At 34.0% G+C, this 18,346-nt stretch carries 17 protein-coding genes and 1 riboswitch; of the genes, 5 read left to right on the top strand and 12 right to left on the bottom strand.

The genetic code is table 11. The features are described from left to right. Positions 1 to 23 precede the first annotated feature (23 nt). The 8 genes from Q1V95_RS05005 to metE all read right to left on the bottom strand — a co-directional run bounded on the left by Q1V95_RS05005 (position 24) and on the right by metE (position 6,405). A complete protein-coding gene (locus Q1V95_RS05005; protein WP_300671061.1) occupies positions 24 to 866 on the bottom strand; it encodes a DUF4349 domain-containing protein in 843 nt (280 codons plus the stop codon). Positions 867 to 932: 66 nt separating this feature from the next. After that, on the bottom strand, positions 933 to 1,610 hold the full coding sequence (locus Q1V95_RS05000) for a hypothetical protein (protein WP_300671060.1): 678 nt from the start codon (positions 1,608 to 1,610) through the stop codon (positions 933 to 935). A 10-nt stretch (positions 1,611 to 1,620) separates the two neighbouring features. Continuing rightward, the gene (locus Q1V95_RS04995) at positions 1,621 to 2,022 is read right to left on the bottom strand and encodes a hypothetical protein (RefSeq protein ID WP_300671057.1); all 402 of its coding nucleotides are present in this window, start codon (positions 2,020 to 2,022) and stop codon (positions 1,621 to 1,623) included. Positions 2,023 to 2,139: 117 nt separating this feature from the next. Beyond that, positions 2,140 to 2,919: a hypothetical protein gene (locus Q1V95_RS04990; protein ID WP_300671054.1), complete on the bottom strand. Its 780-nt coding sequence runs from the start codon at positions 2,917 to 2,919 to the stop codon at positions 2,140 to 2,142. A 24-nt stretch (positions 2,920 to 2,943) separates the two neighbouring features. Further along, a complete protein-coding gene (locus Q1V95_RS04985) occupies positions 2,944 to 3,444 on the bottom strand; it encodes a hypothetical protein (RefSeq protein ID WP_300671052.1) in 501 nt (166 codons plus the stop codon). Between the two features lie 15 nt (positions 3,445 to 3,459). Then, positions 3,460 to 4,113, bottom strand: a complete 654-nt coding sequence (locus Q1V95_RS04980) for a DKNYY domain-containing protein (protein WP_300671049.1) — start codon at positions 4,111 to 4,113, stop codon at positions 3,460 to 3,462. Between the two features lies 1 nt (position 4,114). Beyond that, positions 4,115 to 4,267: a hypothetical protein gene (locus tag Q1V95_RS04975; protein WP_300671046.1), complete on the bottom strand. Its 153-nt coding sequence runs from the start codon at positions 4,265 to 4,267 to the stop codon at positions 4,115 to 4,117. Then, positions 4,264 to 6,405 carry a 5-methyltetrahydropteroyltriglutamate--homocysteine S-methyltransferase gene (metE, locus tag Q1V95_RS04970; RefSeq protein ID WP_300671043.1) on the bottom strand — a complete coding sequence of 714 codons (2,142 nt, stop codon included), beginning with the start codon at positions 6,403 to 6,405 and terminating at the stop codon, positions 4,264 to 4,266. The genes Q1V95_RS04975 and metE overlap by 4 nt, the downstream gene beginning before the upstream one ends. A gap of 150 nt (positions 6,406 to 6,555) precedes the next feature. After that, positions 6,556 to 6,743, bottom strand: a riboswitch (cobalamin riboswitch). A 175-nt stretch (positions 6,744 to 6,918) separates the two neighbouring features. Between metE and Q1V95_RS04965 the strand changes: the two genes are divergently transcribed. Next, on the top strand, positions 6,919 to 7,380 hold the full coding sequence (locus Q1V95_RS04965) for an Lrp/AsnC family transcriptional regulator (protein WP_300671041.1): 462 nt from the start codon (positions 6,919 to 6,921) through the stop codon (positions 7,378 to 7,380). Between the two features lie 235 nt (positions 7,381 to 7,615). Here the strand turns inward: Q1V95_RS04965 and Q1V95_RS04960 are convergent, their stop codons facing one another. From Q1V95_RS04960 to Q1V95_RS04945, 4 genes are all read right to left on the bottom strand, one after another. Beyond that, positions 7,616 to 8,089: an Mpo1-like protein gene (locus tag Q1V95_RS04960; RefSeq protein WP_300671038.1), complete on the bottom strand. Its 474-nt coding sequence runs from the start codon at positions 8,087 to 8,089 to the stop codon at positions 7,616 to 7,618. 123 nt (positions 8,090 to 8,212) lie between these two features. After that, on the bottom strand, positions 8,213 to 8,644 hold the full coding sequence (locus Q1V95_RS04955; RefSeq protein ID WP_300671035.1) for an SH3 domain-containing protein: 432 nt from the start codon (positions 8,642 to 8,644) through the stop codon (positions 8,213 to 8,215). Positions 8,645 to 8,711: 67 nt separating this feature from the next. Next, positions 8,712 to 10,745, bottom strand: coding sequence for a methionine--tRNA ligase (gene metG, locus Q1V95_RS04950; RefSeq protein WP_300671033.1), 2,034 nt, complete (start codon positions 10,743 to 10,745; stop codon positions 8,712 to 8,714). A 295-nt stretch (positions 10,746 to 11,040) separates the two neighbouring features. Beyond that, positions 11,041 to 13,587 (bottom strand): choice-of-anchor J domain-containing protein, encoded by a 2,547-nt coding sequence (locus Q1V95_RS04945; protein ID WP_300671032.1) that lies wholly within the window; start codon positions 13,585 to 13,587, stop codon positions 11,041 to 11,043. A 212-nt stretch (positions 13,588 to 13,799) separates the two neighbouring features. Here Q1V95_RS04945 and Q1V95_RS04940 point away from each other — a divergent pair, with 212 nt between their 5' ends. The 4 genes from Q1V95_RS04940 (at position 13,800) to Q1V95_RS04925 (ending at position 18,082) form a co-directional block, all read left to right on the top strand. After that, on the top strand, positions 13,800 to 14,315 hold the full coding sequence (locus Q1V95_RS04940; protein WP_300671030.1) for a nuclear transport factor 2 family protein: 516 nt from the start codon (positions 13,800 to 13,802) through the stop codon (positions 14,313 to 14,315). Positions 14,316 to 14,556: 241 nt separating this feature from the next. Further along, the gene (locus Q1V95_RS04935) at positions 14,557 to 16,086 is read left to right on the top strand and encodes a GMC family oxidoreductase (RefSeq protein ID WP_300671028.1); all 1,530 of its coding nucleotides are present in this window, start codon (positions 14,557 to 14,559) and stop codon (positions 16,084 to 16,086) included. Beyond that, a complete protein-coding gene (locus Q1V95_RS04930) occupies positions 16,083 to 17,273 on the top strand; it encodes an MFS transporter (protein WP_300671026.1) in 1,191 nt (396 codons plus the stop codon). Before Q1V95_RS04935 ends, Q1V95_RS04930 begins: the two co-directional genes overlap by 4 nt. A gap of 89 nt (positions 17,274 to 17,362) precedes the next feature. After that, positions 17,363 to 18,082 (top strand): pirin family protein, encoded by a 720-nt coding sequence (locus tag Q1V95_RS04925; RefSeq protein WP_300671025.1) that lies wholly within the window; start codon positions 17,363 to 17,365, stop codon positions 18,080 to 18,082. Positions 18,083 to 18,346 lie beyond the last annotated feature (264 nt).

Genomic DNA, 18,346 nt, shown 5'->3' with positions numbered 1-18,346 from the left:
TTTTAAACCTTACTACTAACTGTTTATTCCTTTCTTCTAGCTTTCCATTTTTTCCAAAGGAAAATTAACACTGGAATAATCAATAAGAATGGCCAGAATGAAACCAAGCCTAAAATAAAATCTACAAAATTATTCCAACCTTGAGATATAGAATCCACGAACTTGGTTCCGAATCCTATTTTGGAAGTTACCGAGTTTTGAGGTTTTATTTTCGCAATCGTCATGTTGATAGTGCTGTATTTAACACGATCATCAATAAATTTTAGTCGACCTTCCGCCGAGTCGATTTCTTCTTCCAAGCCTCTTATTTTCTCCTGAATCTCAAGAATGTCTTTTGTGGAGTTGGTTTGTTTCAGAAGATCTCGATACTTGTCAAGGAAAGCCATTTTGTTTTTTAGCCTTATTGCAACATCTGTATATTCCTCAGTAACATCATCAGTTTTTACATTTTTAGAAATCAAATCTCCCAAACCTGTCGAAAACGAATTAATCAACACATCAAAGTTTTCGTTCGGAACTTTTATAAAAAACGAAACCACATCTCTGTCAGTTTGTGAGCTAAAAGTTTCACTTTGGATATAGCTGTTATTCTTTTTCAGGTTTTCCTGAATATTTTGCTTCGCTTTTTCAATATTAGAAACCTCAATATCGAGGTCGGCACTTTTAATAATCTTTTTCTCAATATTTATGTCAGGACTTTCTGATGCGTTTGGCGGTGGTGGTGGTGTGCTATCACTTGCCGGATTTTCGGCTTTTGCTGCAGACATAACTTGTGTTACTGCTTCGTCTGCACTCATTATTTCGTGCGAACTTTGTCCACAAGAGAGAAGTAATGATAATATGAAAAGTAAATAGATTTGGCGCATTTTTGTTTTTATTTAAAAGTAGTGTTTTTTTTCTTGATATGATCGTAAAAATATTTCAAACTACTTCTAGTTATTTTCTCCATAAATAAGAATCTTAGCGATGTTTTTGATATTTAAATTATTTTCATCATTTACTAATTCAAGTTTTTGTGAGAATGTTTTAAGCTCTGTTTTGGCAGTTGCTACTGCATCTTTGAGATCTGAAATTAGGATTACTACACTACTGTGCAAAATTGGGGGACAAAAGCTTTCATTTGTTTCTGTGTTTTCAAAATCAAAAAGTAAACTATTTTCCATTTTGCTAATCTGTGGAGAAGGGTGACCAGAATAAAAAGAAATCGTCTCAGAAGTAGTAAGATTTTCCCATTCTTGTATGTCTGCTAAATTTGAGCAACATTGCGGAAATAAAATGTTTTCACCCTCTATTTTAAGGATATAACCTCCCTCAAATGAACATACCAAATCACATATTTCTTTTTCTTCTTCAGTTTGTTGCTTTTCAATTTCTAGCAAGATCAATTTTAATAGATCGCTCTGATTAATTTTATTTATTTCATAAAATGAGGATCCTACCAAATATGGCGTCATATTTTCAGAGAGTCCGACTCTTCTTAAACATTCAGTATTATAGTTATTCCAATCTTTTTGATACTCCCAATATGGTCCATGAGAAGGAGATTTGACCTCCGCATTAGAAATAAAAATATCTATAACAGGAATTAGTTGTATAATTTTTGACTCCATTAATTATAATTTATTTTTCGAGTTTTAAATTGTCTGGTACCAAAATATCGATTTCATAACCTAAGTCTTTTAAGTAATCGAGTCCATTTTGCTTGTCAAGTTTGACACTAGCGTTCCAAGATTTTTTTTGACCGAGCAGAATAAGTTCTTTTATAAATTTTGGCTCGTTAAGGTTAACCACTTCTTCGACTGACTTTATGCAGTTTTTTAGTTTTATCCCCGAATTAAGAAGTTGTCCCATGTAGTAATCGTCGCGTGTCAGAAATTCGATAATCAGCGGTGTTTGTTTATGACCACTTAGAAAGACCTTAACTGTTAAAGTATTGGTTTCGGTTCCCAAATGATATTTATCGGTGACCAAATACAAATACTCTAGCTTATCGATTGTAATTTTTCGTAGTTTGTTTTTCATCTTTCTAGTTGCATTTCTAAATGCTAGTAATCTTTAAGCCATTTTATGCAAATTCAATATGACGAATTCTAATTTTTAAATACTTAAAAATTTTCGATTGTTGTAAAGCGCTAGATATTACTCAATTCTATAGATCTCGACTTTATATTGTTTATCCTTAACTTTTACTGGTTTTTCAAGGTAATAAAGCTCGTTATTTGCGTTGATAATGTTGTTTATAAATTTATTTTTAAGCTTTGTTAATCCAACTTTGCCACGTGTTCGGACTTGGTAATAATACATGAAAAGCGGAACTGTTTTAATAACAAAAAGCGGACTGTTTTGTGCACCATCAACTTTATAGTCTTTGTCAACAATTGCTTTGTCAAAGAGGTAGGGTTTATAAAAAACAGTGTCGTCATACTCGAAACTTGCAACTTTATCGACAAAATTTTCTTCCTTGAGATTCGGAATTGAATCAAACTTTAGATAATCTGATTTTGCAAAATATTTGGTTTTGCCAATCGTGATATCATTGTTAAGAGAATCAATTTTAAAGTTAAATGCAAAATCATCATCATTGCGTTGTTTGCTCATAATCTTGTCACCTTTAATGACCGTGAGGTTGACAACAAAGGGATCTTTTTTGGTAGGATGTTCCATCATTCCTGTGTTTGATGTGAAAATGACAATTCCCAATACTGAGTCCTTAACGATATATCTCGTGTTGAAATGTTGACCAAATTCATCATCATCGAAGTCAAAAACAACTTCGTCGATTTTCGTCATTTTGAGCTGATCATTTTTAAATTTTGGAAATTCGGGAATGTCAGGATATTTGTCTTTTTCAACCTTGAAGTTCTTGCCACAAGAGTGAAGTATAAAAAGTACAGGAATTAATAATAAAATCTTTTTCAATTTGTGTTGTTTTAGTTAGAATTTCTAAGACAATAAGCGCGAAATGAATGTCATATAAATCGGTACAAATAATATGCAGATTATAAAGATGCTTTGTCTTTGATAATACCGACTAACATACAGTCCCAAAAGAATCATAAGTTGGTCATTATCTTTATAATTAATGTCGCCCGAGCTAAAATTAGCTTTGTATTCGGCTTTGTTTCCGTTACTGCTTTCGATGTTCCATTTGTTATTAAGGAGGTTGTTGTAACGCCAAATATAACGCTGATTATCAATGCGAATATTGGCTTTGTTACTCCAAATATTGAAATTAATATTCCCTAAAGGTCCTGAATCTTTGGTCTTTCTAAAAGTAATTGAGTTGTCAACGATGTTCTTTTTGTAGAAGACATATTCTTCACCGTTAATGTTTCCGATAACTTTTCCAGAAAAGAAATTTTCTTTTTTTAAACTTCCGATTTTTTGTCCTCCATCATATATTGAATAGTCACTTGACATATTTTTTTTCCAAGTTAGCTTCATAGTTTTTAATTTCGATTATAATTTTTTTAGTTTAGCAACAATAGCTTCAGTTTCTTTATCCTCAATGGCGTTGATATCTAATTTTTCATCCCAAAAATAGTAGCCTTTTTTATCCTTTGCAAAACATCCACAATCATCGCAAGTGCGGAAGCTGTGATAATCAAAGATTGTGTCTGCTTCCATATTTCGTTCTGTAAAGATTTTGTTTTTGTCTTTTGCGTAACAATTTCCCAAAACCTGAAAAGTCTTAACATCTGCATTGTCAACGGTCCAAAAATTACCACCATCCGCCATCGCATAATGCGTGTAGACATGGTTTTTGTCTTTATAGAATGAACTACCAAGATAGGAAAAAGTTGCAGAATCGATTACAGATTTTAACGCTTGACCATCAGCCATTTCTGTGATATATTTTTCTATGATAATGCCTTCTTCGGTACCTTCACTAGTTTTTAAACCCAAATCCCCATTTTTTGATTTATAAAGTCCAAAACTGGTTTTGGTCCATCCGAGATTCTTGTTGATGCTATCAAGTGATTTTTTATAAGCTTTTATATTTTCGATTCTTGCGGTTTCTTCTTTGTCAGGCTTCTCTTTTTTGTCAGGTAATTTGCAGCTTAACAATAATATGGCAATTGCAAAGAAGTATAATAAATTAAAACTTTTCATTTTATTTCTTTTTATAAAATTGATAGAATCTGTTCTCGGAGTAATAGAGTAGTGTATCTTGGTCAGTCTTTGGCGAGTTAAGTTCATCAAAATAGGTGAATGAATTGTAATATAAATTGGTTTTAAATTCTACTTCTTCATTTTTTAATTTCATTTTAAAGAAATAATTTCGACTTTGTGTGAAAATACCTTTGCTTTTTTCGAAAACGACTGGACGTCCTTCGACACCCGAAGATGGTGTAAATCCATCTGCGAGCGCGAACATTCGATGGTGATAACATCTGCGTCCATATCTGCAATGTTTTGGATAATATCATTAAACTCGGAATAGCACATATGTGTGTGAATCTGAGTAGAATCTTCAACACCACTTGCCGAAATTCGGAAACACTCGATTGCCCACTTCAAATATTGGTTCCAATCTTCTTTGCGAAGTGGTAATCCTTCTCTAATAGCAGGTTCGTCGATTTGAATAATTTTAATCCCTGCCTCTTCCAAATCCTGAACTTCATCACGAATTGCAAAGGCAATTTGCTTGCAAGTTTCGGATCTCGGTTGGTCATCACGTACAAATGACCATTGCAAAATAGTTACAGGACCTGTCAACATTCCTTTCACCCATTTTGAGGTTTGCGATTGCGCATATTTTGACCAATAAACCGTCATTGGCGTTGGTCGCGAAACATCACCAAAAATAATGGGAGGCTTCACACAACGGCTTCCGTAGCTTTGTACCCAAGCGTTTTTGGTAAACGTAAAACCATTTAGTTGTTCGCCAAAATACTCGACCATGTCATTTCTTTCGTATTCGCCATGGACAAGGACGTCGATGCCAATTTTTTCTTGCCATTCGATTGTACGTTTTGTTTCTTCTTTTAATAAAGTGTCATATTCCTGCTCGCTAATTTCTTTTTTCTTGAATTTCGAACGCCAATTTCTAACTTCTGTAGTTTGCGGAAACGATCCAATCGTAGTTGTGGGAAATAATGGAAGATTTAGAAGCTCTTGTTGCGCAACTTTACGAACGTCAAAATTGTTTTTCCTTTCAGCATCTTGTTTCGTGTAATTTCCGACACGATGTTTTACAGATTCGTCATGAATCAATCGAGAGCTACGTTTTAGTTCGGCTGCTTTTTTATTTTCATTAAATTCTAAAAGCAATTTTTCGTCATCACTTCCAATAGCCAAAGCTTTTAGGCTTGCAAGTTCTTTAACCTTTTGTTTGGCAAAAGCCATCCAATTTTTAATTTCAGGATTTAACTCGGTTTCAAAATCCAAATCGCATGGTGAATGCAATAACGAGCAAGATGGTGCTAAAAAGATTCTTTCGCCACCGATTTTTTGGACGGCTTTGTCAATCAATTTTAACGAAGCTTCATAATTATTTTTCCAAATATTTCGTCCATCGATAATTCCTAATGAAAGCTGAAGCGAATCTGGAATAACTTCCAAAACATCTTCCAACTGCTCGGGATTTCGTACAAGGTCAATATGCAAAATATCGATTGGTAGGGAAGTAGCCAACGAAAGATTATCTTTTAATCCGTCAAAATAAGTGGCGACAATCAATTTAAGTTTTGGGAATTTTTTGCGAAGTTCAGTATAAACCAATTGGAAAGCCGCTTTTGCCTTTTCTGATAAATCCAAAGCCAAGAAAGCTTCATCAAACTGAATGTATTCCGCGCCTTGCTCCTGAAGTTTGGATAAAATTTCTGTATAAACAGGAAGTAAATTTTGGACTAAATCCAATTTGTCAAAACCTTCTTCTTTTTCCTTACCCAACAAAAGATAAGATACCAATCCGATAATTACTGGTTTAGCGTTAATCCCAGCTTGTTTTGCACCAGCAAATTCATTTACGATTTTGTTAGAAAATAGTTGGAATTTTTGATTTTTATAAAATTCGGGAACAATGTAATGATAGTTAGTATCAAACCATTTTGTCATTTCCATTGCGGTGATGTCGAGGTCGTCTTTTTGGTAGCCACGCGCCATTGCAAAATAAAGATCCAGTTCTGTATTGGATTTGTTTAGCAATATTTGTTGGTAGCGTTTTGGGATTGCGCCAAGCGTCAAAGTCATGTCCAAAACCTGATCGTAATACGAAAAATCATTACACGGAATTAGGTCTATGCCTGCTTCCTGTTGGATTTTCCAATTGTCGTTGCATATTTTTCGACCAACATTAAGAAGTTCCTGAAGAATAATCTTGCCGGACCAATATTGTTCGCAAGCTTTTTTTAGTTCACGTTTGCTACCAATACGCGGATAGCCAAGGATGTGTGTTTGCATTGTATTTAACTTTAATTATTTATTTTTAAATTTTAAATAATGCTACACGAAGAGTCTATTGAATTGCAAAGCACAATCTGACATTCGATTTCTGTAAAGAAACCAAGAGAGATTGCATCTTAAAGGATCAAAAGCTTCTAATCGCGAAAGCATTGACATTGCAATAAAGGCAGGTCTCCTGGCTTGTAACCGTTTTATTTTCCTTCCCATTTCTTTGCCGAAACAGTGGATTTATTTAATAAAACGTTCGCATTACTTACAGTTGCGCGACAGCTCGTGATTTGCACACGATTCCCTATTAATTTACTTTACGTAAAACCAATATTGTTTAGATGCGGTTGATAAAATTGATCAATTTTATTAACAGTATTTAAGTCTTTGTAAAAATAGATAAACAGAATTTTAAATTGAATAAAATGTAATTTTTAAGCAAATAAAACTTTTATTATGTATTTTTAAAGTTTAATATACTTTATATTTGTTTAAAATTATTAACCAAAAGAATATTATTCTATGGATCAATTGGATGACAAGGATCTTAACATCTTACGATTGTTGCAAAATGATGCAAAACTCACCATAAAAGAGCTTGCTAAGGAAGTTAATCTTTCCGCTTCACCCGTTTTCGAAAGGGTAAAAAGATTGGAGCATGAGGGATTTATCAACCGATATGCGGCGGTTTTGGATGCCGAAAAACTCAATCGAGGTTTCACTGTTTTCTGCCAAGTAAAACTAAAAATCCATGACAAATCTGTTGGAAACGATTTTGTCAACGAAATACGAGAAATCAACGAAGTCGCCGAATGTTACAATATTTCTGGCGATTATGATTTCTTGCTAAAAGTCCAAGTCAGAGACATGAAGCATTACCAAGATTTTGTATTTAACAAGCTGGGTTCGGTGGATTCGATTGGCAGCACGCACAGCACTTTCGTGATGGCCGAAGTCAAAAACATCCACGGATTAATGATATAATTTTTCTGGTAAGTTGATTGAATCAAAAGCTTGTTTTTTAGGAGCTTTTTGACTATGTCGATTGCTTTTTAGGAGCAATTAATTTCGCCGAAAGCCTTTTTAGTTTTTTAGAAGCTTTTTCCCGCTATCCGCTATATCTTTTGTTGAATCGGGTTGCTGAGTGGAGCCGAAGTATCCGCATCAACAAAAGGATGCCGCTTCTATCGGGGCTAAAAAGAGATGATCAGAAAAGAATTTAATAAGGAATATTCAGCTTTTTCAGGATAAAACTCAAAAGCCAAGCTGGACCAACCAATAAGAATTGTAAATCTTTCAGAAAGCTTGGTTTTTTACCTTCAATTTTATGACCGTAGAATTGACCAATCCACGACAAAACGAAAACAGACAAAAACACGATCCACGATTTTGACAAAAAATGAATGTTCACTTGATAGCATAAATATTCCATAATCAACATCAAAACGACCATAAAAAGCATGATAACAGGTGATAATCTCAAGTAAAATAAACATACTAAAACCATAGCGACCATACTTACAACACTAACACAACCTAAATAATTTGAACAAATATGAGGTGATGGAATAATCGAAATAAAACCCAAAATACTCCAGAATATCAATGGCACACAAATCCAATGTATCGTTTTGTTGGTGTGGTTTTGGTGACTTTCACTATATTCTGCAAAGAGTTGGTCGATTTTTCTCATGTTGTTTAATTTTCGAAGTTTTAAAATTAATAAAAAAGTTCCCAAAACAAATTGTCATGAGAACTTTTAATTATTTTGATTGAAAAAAGGGATTCTGTAAATTTTACAAGTTTAGAAATTTTTCTAAAACGAGTCCATACTATCCCATTCCATATTTTCAGCTTTTACGTAAGCTAATTTTCCTTTCACTTTTATTTTATACCATCCATTTTCTAAACCTAAACAATTAAAAGTTTCAGGTAATTCACCTTCGGCATAATTAATTTTAGCAATGATGGGAGAAGAAGTATTTGGCTCTTTTCTGACATTTACAGCTCCAAAGTTCTTAGGAAAAACAATACCTTGACCTTTGCTTGCGCTATACAAAACAACCTTAAGCCCTTTTTTAGGCTCCCAAGCTTCATCTTGCACGGAAATGTGATATTGCGTTTTATTTTCTCCAATATATCGTCCAACCACCTCGCCATTTGTATCAACAACAACTTTTCCAGAAGTTTTTTGTCCGAAACTTAATATTGAAACAAAAGCAATAAGGGATATAAAAATTTTCTTCATTTTTTATGTTTTTAAATTTGATAAAATTGTGATAAATCTAATTGAATCACAAATTTAAAACAAATTCTTACCCTACGTCAATCCCGTTTTCTACGGAATCGTCAGGAGTCACAAAAGAAAGCTTTCCATCGGGTTTTGATGTCAACAATAACATTCCTTGAGATTCGATACCGCGGATTTTTCTTGGTGCTAAGTTTACCAAAACCATCACTTGTTTTCCAATTAATTCTTCTGGTGAAAAACTTTCTGCAATTCCTGAAACAACCGTTCTTACATCGATTCCTGTATCTACTTTGAACTTTAAAAGTTTGTCGGCTTTTTCTACTTTTTCAGCTTCCAAAATAGTTCCGATTCTTAAATCTATTTTACCGAAATCGTCAAAAGAAATCTCCTCTTTCATAGGTTTTGCGTTAGGATTTGTTTTTTTATTGTTTTGTTTTGTACTCTCTAATTTTTGGATTTGCGCTTCAATCACATCATCTTCAATTTTTGAGAAAAGAAGAGAAGCTTCATTGATTCTGTGTCCGCTTTCGATTAATATAGGTTTTGTTATCAACTCATTCCAATTTAACTTATCAATGTTAAACATTTTCAACAGTTTTTCAGAGCTAAAAGGCATAAAAGGTTCACACAATTGCGCTAAACCAACTGCAATTTGAGCGCCTACAAATAAAGATTGAGCTGCTTTTTCTGGATTATCTTTAATGGTTTTCCAAGGTTCTTCGGTTTGAAGATATTGATTCCCGAAACGAGCTAAATTCATTAACGCCGTCAATGCATTTCTAAACTCAAATTTTTCTAAAAATTCATGAATTTCTTTTGCAGATTTCGAAACTTCATTTAACTCAGGAGCGTTTACATCACCATTCGGAACAACACCATCGTAATATTTATGAATTAATACCGCAACTCTATTGATAAAGTTTCCGAAAATCCCCACCAATTCTGAATTGTTTTTGGTTTGGAAATCTTTCCAAGTAAAGTTGTTATCCTTAGTTTCTGGAGCCGAAGAAAGCAATGCATAACGCAAAACATCTTGCTGACCCGGGAATTCTTCAACATATTCATTTGCCCAAACTGCCCAATTTCTTGACGTTGAAATCTTATCGTTTTCAAGATTTAAAAATTCAAAAGCAGGAACGTTGGTTGGCATAATGTAATCGCCGTGAGCCTTCATCATTGCTGGGAAAATAATGCAATGGAATACAATATTATCCTTTCCGATAAAGTGAATTAAATCTGATTCTGGGTTTTGCCAATAATCTTTCCAATCTTTTCCGTTTTTCTCCGCCCATTGTTGCGTGAAAGAAATATATCCAATTGGTGCATCAAACCAAACGTAAAGTACCTTTCCATCAGCATCTGGAAGTGGAACAGGAACGCCCCAATTCAAATCTCTTGTCATGGCACGAGGTTTCAAACCATCATTTAACCAAGATTTTACTTGTCCATAAACATTGGGTTTCCAGTCGTTTTTATGACCTTCGATAATCCATTCATTTAGGAAGTTTTCATAGTCATTTAAAGGTAAATACCAGTTTTTTGTTGGTTTAAGAACGGGAACATTTCCACTCAACATTGATTTTGGATTAATCAATTCTGATGGCGAAAGTGTAGAACCACATTTCTCGCATTGGTCACCGTAAGCATTGTCGTTGCCACAATTTGGGCAAGTTCCAACGATGTAACGGTCTGCTAAAAATTCGTTTGCTTGTTCATCATAATATTGCTCTGAAACTTCTTCTGTAAACTTTCCGTTTTCGTACAAAGTTTTAAAGAAATCTTGACTAACTTCATAATGTTTTTTGTCCGTTGTTCTTGAATATTCATCAAAAGAAATCCCTAAATCTGAGAACGATTTTTTAATGATTTCATGGTATTTATCAACGATATCTTGAGGTGTAACACCTTCTTTTTTTGCACGAATCGTGATAGGAATTCCGTGTTCATCGGAACCACAAATAAAAGCAACATCGTTACCTAATCTTCTCTCGAATCTTGCGTAGACATCCGCAGGAATGTAAACTCCCGCCAAATGCCCTATATGAACGGGTCCGTTTGCATAAGGCAAAGCCGCCGTAATCAGTTTTTTGTTTGACATTTATTTAAAAATAATTTTAAGATGCAAAGATATGATTATTTAAAGAAAAATACTTTGTAAAACGAAGCCTATTATTGTGTTTTTGAAGATTTTATCTTTTGTTTTTTACCTCTCTTTAAGAGAATTGTAAAAAAAATAAACTGTCATATAAATGATTACCAATGGTATTTTAAATTGAGAAATGATATTTGAGAGTAATGATAGTTTTTTTGGAAAAAATAAAAGTCGGAAGATTGTCCTTCCGACTTAAATAAGAGATAACTTTAAGTTAAGTTGTTTGAATTAAAAAATATTACTATTGTTTAATTATTTTTGTAGTTTCTCCATTGACATTAAAATAATATACGCCTGATGGGAAAGAAGAAATATCAACTATGTTAGCCTTATCTTCTTTTATTTTTTTACCAGATATGTCATAAATTTTAATATCCACCTTCTCTTTTGTGTTTATTTTAACAATCCCATTCGTTGGGTTAGGATAAAGTTGTAATCGGTTGTGGTTAGTTTCGGAAACAGCTAGCATGTTACAAATAAGACTATAAACTACCTCTACAGAACCAAAACTTTCTTCCATTATTTTCCATTCCTGATTAGTGTCAGGACCTTTCATAGCGGATGCTCTCCCTAAAGATTTATCGACAACGGCATTCCAGGTATATACATCTGATTTTAATTCCAACCAATATCGTTTATTTGAGTCTAGGTTTAAAGCGCTATTAAATCCAATTTTATAATTGTAAAATTTATTTCCAAGAATTTCAGCAAAAAGAGTCTTCTCTAAAACTGTACCTGTAACACTTTTTATTATATTGCCTGGAAGTTCATTCTGCTCATCGTATAAATTGAAATTGAAATTATTTCCATCTTGTGCAACAATATTGATTCCGTAAAAAGTGAAAGCACTTTCTCCTACAGGAATATCAAAAGCAATAGATCTAGCATTGTTTAGTACAACGGGCATATCAATGCTTTGTGATTCAACCTTCATGTCAGAACAAGAGCCTGTAAACGTATCAGGGTTACTCCATATTTTCATAGTAAAATCACCAGCATTAAAGTAATATCCATCAACTTTAATATAATATGTCGATTGGCCATCTGCTTTGAAAGTTACCTGAGGCTGCTCTCCACAATATCCTGAATTTTTAGCAATTAAATTTTTAAATGAGCAATCTTTAGCAATAAATAAAGTCGAAGGTAATGAAGATCCACATAGAGAGATTGTGACAAAATCTCCGGCCTTCGCACCTGTTAATTTATAATAAACATCATTTCCTAATTCGTTACTTTCTGGATCTCCGCCACTATCAGTCGCGTAAGTGGTGCTACCATTAATTTCGTCACCTACATGTACTTCAATTGATTTATCGCATGTATCATTTATGGGTGTTAAATCTGGATTGAAACATTCGATTTTTTTTGTTCTAATATTTGAATCAGTTTCGCATGCTTCATTTTTGTGGATGTAATATCGAATAGTTTCATTTGCTTTAGCTGTCCAAATTACATTTCCAGTACCAGATGTATATACTTGTGAGGCATTTTCATTGGTTATAGTTATGAAATCTGAAGCTATAGATGTGGAAAATTTATATGTTTTCCCTTTAGTTGTATTGACGAAAGAATACTGGCTGGCTTTTGCGTCAGAGGTAATTATTTCTGGATTATATGAGCAAGCAGGAGTAAAGATGGATGATGGAAACTGGCCATTACTAGATGTTGTACAACCTGATCCAGTTTCTTGGATATCTAAAGTGTAATCTTCCGCTTGTCCATAGCCATGAGCAGAACATGCTATTCCTAATGCGAAATCCCAGTGTTTAACAATTCTTAATCGAGTTTTTCCCAGCTTAGCATCGTACGGTATTTGAATATAATTTATGTACTTAACACCATCTTCTCCATTAGATCCTTGAAAAGCAGTTCTATACATATATATTTCACCTTCATCGTCGTCTAAAACACCATTTTGATTCCAATCTATAAAAACACTTGCATTAGCAAAATCATTATTTGTATTTCCTTCTAAATAAATTGGATATACTGTTCCTCTAGTTACTTTTCCTACAATTGATGTAAAATCTTCATGTGCAGGAGAATTATTGACTACCGGATCTGATGAGTTGTCAATGTTACTAAAACGAACTCTTGTAATTGGTTCTACATCATATAGGATGTCAACTTTGCAATAAGGAAAAGGAAATGGTTCGGATTGTTTTGATGAAAGACTAAATGAATCAATTCCGATATAATATCCATTTTCAGCTGAAAATAATCCTGCATCTTGAACATAATGTATCATTGCAAAATTAACTGGCTTTTTGACAGGACCTACACCCGAAATGGTTAGCGAGATTTTTGTCCATACTTTAGGGTAGCCGTTAATATTTTGAAAAGGATTTATTTCATGTAGAAGATTCGTGAAAGACCCAAAATTAGTGCCATTAGTGGGAGGTGTGTAAGAATTACCAACACTCATCCGTACTTGCAGTCTGTCTGCCTTATCGGAATCGGCGGGTGTTCTAGTATAGAAACTAAGAACATCCCCATCTTTAACCATATAATTAGGAGTGATAAGCCAATTGCTTAATAAACCGATCATGTTGACACTTTGATGTGGTGACGCAATATATGATGTTGCATTACCTTCTTGTGAGGACATATAAGATACTTTCCCTTGCTCCCAAGTTCTCGTGCCTGCGCTCTCACTAACGTTTAGAATTTTCCAACCTTTTTCTGATAAGGTTGTAACATCGTCGAAATTTTCAGATACTACTGAATCTTGAGCTGTGATCGCAATTGAGAACAGGCTCAAGCTTAAAAAAGATAAAATTTTCTTCATAAAAAACTTATTATATAATTAAATTTGGAAATGCAAAATTACGTAAAAAATAACAAAACAGCAATTTTGATGTTTATTGTTTATTTTTTTGTGCTTTTTTATGTTTTTATAGTCTTTGTTTTTGGTTTTTTATTACCTTTGTTTTAAAGAGAAATTTTAGATAAGAATACCAATTACGTATTAGTTTATAATTATTTTTAAACAAAAAAATTATGAAGTTTAGAAACTTAATCAGTTTGTGTTTTGTTGTATTGTTTTCGCTTGGACTTTCTGCTCAGAAAGTCAAGTTTTCAAGTGATGTCGAGCGTCAGAAAATTGACGACTTGTTATTGACTTTTAATACTTCGGCAGCAAAAGCAGATTTCAAAACTTACTTTGATTGTTTTGCGAAAGAATCTACTTTTATTGGAACGGATGCTACTGAAGTTTGGAACAAGAAAGCTTTCATGGATTGGGCGAAACCTTTTTTTGAGGCTAAGAAAACTTGGGATTTCACATCTCTAAAACGAAATGTTTATTTTAGCAAAGATGGGAAGTATGCTTGGTTTGATGAGCTTCTTGATACACAAATGAAAATCTGTCGTGGCTCTGGTGTTTTAGAAAAGATAAATGGACAATGGAAAGTGAAACAATATGTACTGTCAATGACCATTCCAAATGATGTCGTTACTGAAGTTGTTAAAGTTAAATCTCCTATTGAAGATGGATTACTTAAATCTTTAAAATAGTATCGATTACAATGTTTATCTTAAAACTACTTTAAATTTGTTCTGATGCAATTTTCTTTATATAATAAAAAAATAAGCTGAGATAATTTAAGTTTATTTTTTATCATCGAAGTAAAAATTTTAAATAGAAAGTCGCTTTACAAAGGCGACTTTTTTTATTTCATTTTAATAAAATATAATTAATGTTAATTTTGATTGTTGACTTTCGAAAAAAGCTAAATTAGTTTTATAAAATTATTTTATGTACGACATCATCATTATCGGAAGTGGCGCTGGAGGCTCAACAATGGCTTACAAATTGGCGGACTCTGGAAAGAAAATTTTAGTTATCGAAAGAGGCGATTTTGTTCCCGTCGAAAAAGAAAACTGGGAATCCGAAGAAGTTTTTGTAAAGAATCGATACACCACAACCGAAACTTGGTTGGACGAACATAATAAAGAGTTTCGTCCAGGGATGCATTACAAGGTTGGTGGCAATACCAAATTTTATGGTGCTGCTTTGTTCCGATTGCGAGAAGATGATTTTAACGAAATCAAACATTATGGTGGTGTTTCTCCAGCGTGGCCAATTAAATATAATGATCTTCAAAAGTATTATCTAGAAGCGGAAAAGCTTTATTCTGTGCACGGTTGGCGCGGAAGTGATCCTACAGAGCCGCCAGAAGCTGAAGCTTATCCTTTGATGCCGTTACCTCACGAACCAAGAATTCAAGAGATTTTTGATGAGTTGACAAATTACGGTTTACATCCTTTTGAGTTGCCAATTGGGGTTAATTTTAATCCGCATTCTGCGGCAAATGCACCTTATACTTTGGATAGATTTGACGGATTTCCAGATGCGGCAGAGCGGAAAGCTGATGCGCATATTTGTGCTTTAAGCAAAGCTTTGCAATATCCAAATGTAGAATTGCTAACCAATGCAAAAGTGATTCAGTTGTTAACGGATGAAAATGGTGTTAAAGTTTCGGAAGTCGTGATTGAGCAAAATGGAGAACAGCAAAAACTACAAGCGGATTTATTTATTTTATCAGCTGGTGCCGTTAACTCTGCAGCTTTGCTTTTGAACAGTGCTAATGTTCACTTTACACGAGGTTTAGCAAATCGATCGGATCAGGTTGGGCGCAATTATATGTTTCACCAAAATACTGCTTTAATTGCACTTTACACAGAACCGAATCCAACTAAATTTGGAAAAACCTTTGGTATAAATGATTTCTATCGTGCGACAAAAGACTACGAATTTCCGCTTGGGCACATCCAAATGTTAGGAAAGTCCGACGAAAAGCAGATTGCTGCCGACAGTCCTGTGCCTGCTCCTGGATTTACATTCGAAATGATGGCACAACACGCAGTCGATTTTTGGTTAACCTCTGAGGATTTACCTGACGAAAATAATCGCGTTACTGTCGAAAACGGCAAAATAAAAATTACATACAAACCAAATAATCAAAAGGGACACGAACTTCTAAAAGACGAGCTAATAAAGGCTCTTAAAGCTTCTGGAAAGTTTGATAGCTTTTTGTTCAAAGGATTTTATTTTAGCAAAGGGATGAGCATTGCATCGCCAGCGCACCAAAACGGAACAACCAGAATGGGCACCGATCCGTTGACTTCTGTTGTCGATACCAATTGCAAAGCCCACGATTTGGATAATTTGTACATTGTTGATGGTGGATTTTTTGTGTCGAGTGGTGCGGTTAATCCTGCGCTGACGATTATCGCAATGGCACTTCGCGTTGGTGAGTATCTTAAAAATTCTGTTTTAAAGTGATTTCTGATAACCGATTCAAAATAGGGATTGTCTTTGCCTTGGCTTTTTTGACGGGACTTAACTTTGTTATGTTTCCTGCTTTATCGCCTGTGTTAATGAGTCCTACTTATTTTGGCTTAAAAGCGTCGGCATTTGGATTTCTATTTGCGCCCCAAGTTATTTTTATTGCTTTGGGTTGTTTGTTTGCGCCATTTTTAGCAAACAAATTTGGAGCAAAATTGATGTTGATTAGTGGACTCATTTTAATGCTATTGGTGACATTTGTTCTTGGCTTTCTAGGTTTTCGAGATTCGGTTTTTCAAAATTTCCCAAAGGACAGTTTGTACAAAATATTGCTGTGTTTGGTTGCATTAATGGGATTCGGGTTTGGTACAAGTGTTACCATTCTCAATCCATTGGCTGCAAGCTTTTTCCAAAATAACAAAGCGTCAGCAATTTTGATGTTGCAGTTTTTGGTCGGCTTGGGAACTTCTGTTGCGCCTTTCTTAATGTTTCTATTAAAAGACTTAAGCGATTGGTACTGGATTCCGAGTTGTATCGCTGTAGTAATGTTTGTTCTGATTTTCGCATTGGCTTTAACCAAAATTGAAGAAGGTGACTTTTTCAAACTACCAAACAGTATCCAGATTCCGCACAAGCTTTGGATGTTTATCATCATCATTATTATGTATGGTTTTTTGGAAGGTAGTTTTGGAAGTTTTGGCATTCCTATTTTAATAGGCAAAGGATTAACAAGTCAAGAAGCTTCATTGGGATTATCTTTATTTTGGGCGGGAATTGCACTTAACAGATTGTTGTTTGGCATTTTTGCACCTTTAAAAGATTTGTCCAAAATTTTTATTTTCTCACCTTTAGTAGTGGCGCTGGGCTTAGTATTATTTCTTTTAGTAAATGCCAATCTTGCAATTATAGTTAGTTTCTTTTTAATTGGATTCTTTATGGGAAGTATTTTTCCAGGATCCATTGGTTGGGCAACCGTCGAATTTCCGAATCTCGCTGTTTTGGTTTCTGGTGTTTTGATGGCGGCGAATCAAACAGGAACAGGAATTGTTACCAATCTTTTAGGCGTTTTTCAAAATGAAATTATTGGAAGTCCAATTATTTTTGGTCTGATCTTGGTTTGCGTTTTGATATTCATTTTAATATTTAAAATAAGTTTAAAATCAAAAATTAAAGAAGCTTTTTAGTTTCGAAAACGAGAATTATCGTTCTTATCACACATCAATGCAAAGGCTGATTTTTTTGCGGAAATTTGTCCTAACAAAAAGAAATTATTATGAAAACAACATTTTATAAAGCAGATAGCAGAGGTTTAGCAAATCATGGTTGGTTAAAAAGTAACCACACTTTTAGTTTTGCAAATTATTATAATCCAGAACGTATGAACTTTGGTGTTCTTCGTGTTATCAATGACGATTTCGTAGAAGGTGGAATGGGCTTTGGTCGTCATCCACACCGTGATATGGAGATTATCTCAATTCCATTGGAAGGTCGTTTAAAACATGGCGATAATATGGGAAATCTTGGTTTTATCGAAAAAGGTGACATCCAAGTAATGTCGGCTGGGACTGGTGTTATGCACTCCGAAGAGAATGGTAACGATACCGATCCAGTTAAGTTTTTACAAATATGGGTTATCCCTAACAAGCAAGATGTTACACCGCGTTACGACCAACAAAACTTCGAAGACAAGTTAGTTCCTAACCAATTTTTGCAAATTTTATCACCTAATGCTGATGACGAAGGCGTTTGGATTCACCAAGATGCTTGGTTCAATTGGGGAAGATTTACAGAAGATACTGTTGTTGATTACAAAATGCATAAAGAAGGAAATGGACTTTACGTTTTCGTTTTGGAAGGTGGCGCAACAGTTGGAGAACAAGTTTTGGAACGCAGAGACGCCATCGGTGTTTGGGAAACCAATAATGTCGATTTAAAAATTAATAAAGGTTCCGAAATTTTGTTAATGGAAGTTCCAATGCAGCTTCCGCAGTAGTTTTAAGAAATATTTAAGCCTTGTAATTTTAGAATTTTAGAGCTTGTTTTAATTTTATTGCTAAAATTTTCGTAGCTATTTTGAGATTATTTTTCTGCTTCGTATTTGAAGATTTAGCGGGCTAAATCAAAAATATGAAGTGGAAAATTGGCTTAAAAGAGAATTAGAATTTAGCAAAGAATGTTTCGAAGTGCGATTATAAAAAACTTCGCTAAAATTTTTAAACAGGCTCTAAGGCTTTTTTGCCGAAAAATTATTATTTTT

This window comes from Soonwooa sp. (genome assembly GCF_030151385.1).
Classification (GTDB): Bacteria; Bacteroidota; Bacteroidia; order Flavobacteriales; family Weeksellaceae; genus Soonwooa.
The sequence above is the reverse complement of the archived record's forward strand: the minus strand, read 5'-3'. Positions and strand labels throughout refer to the sequence as shown.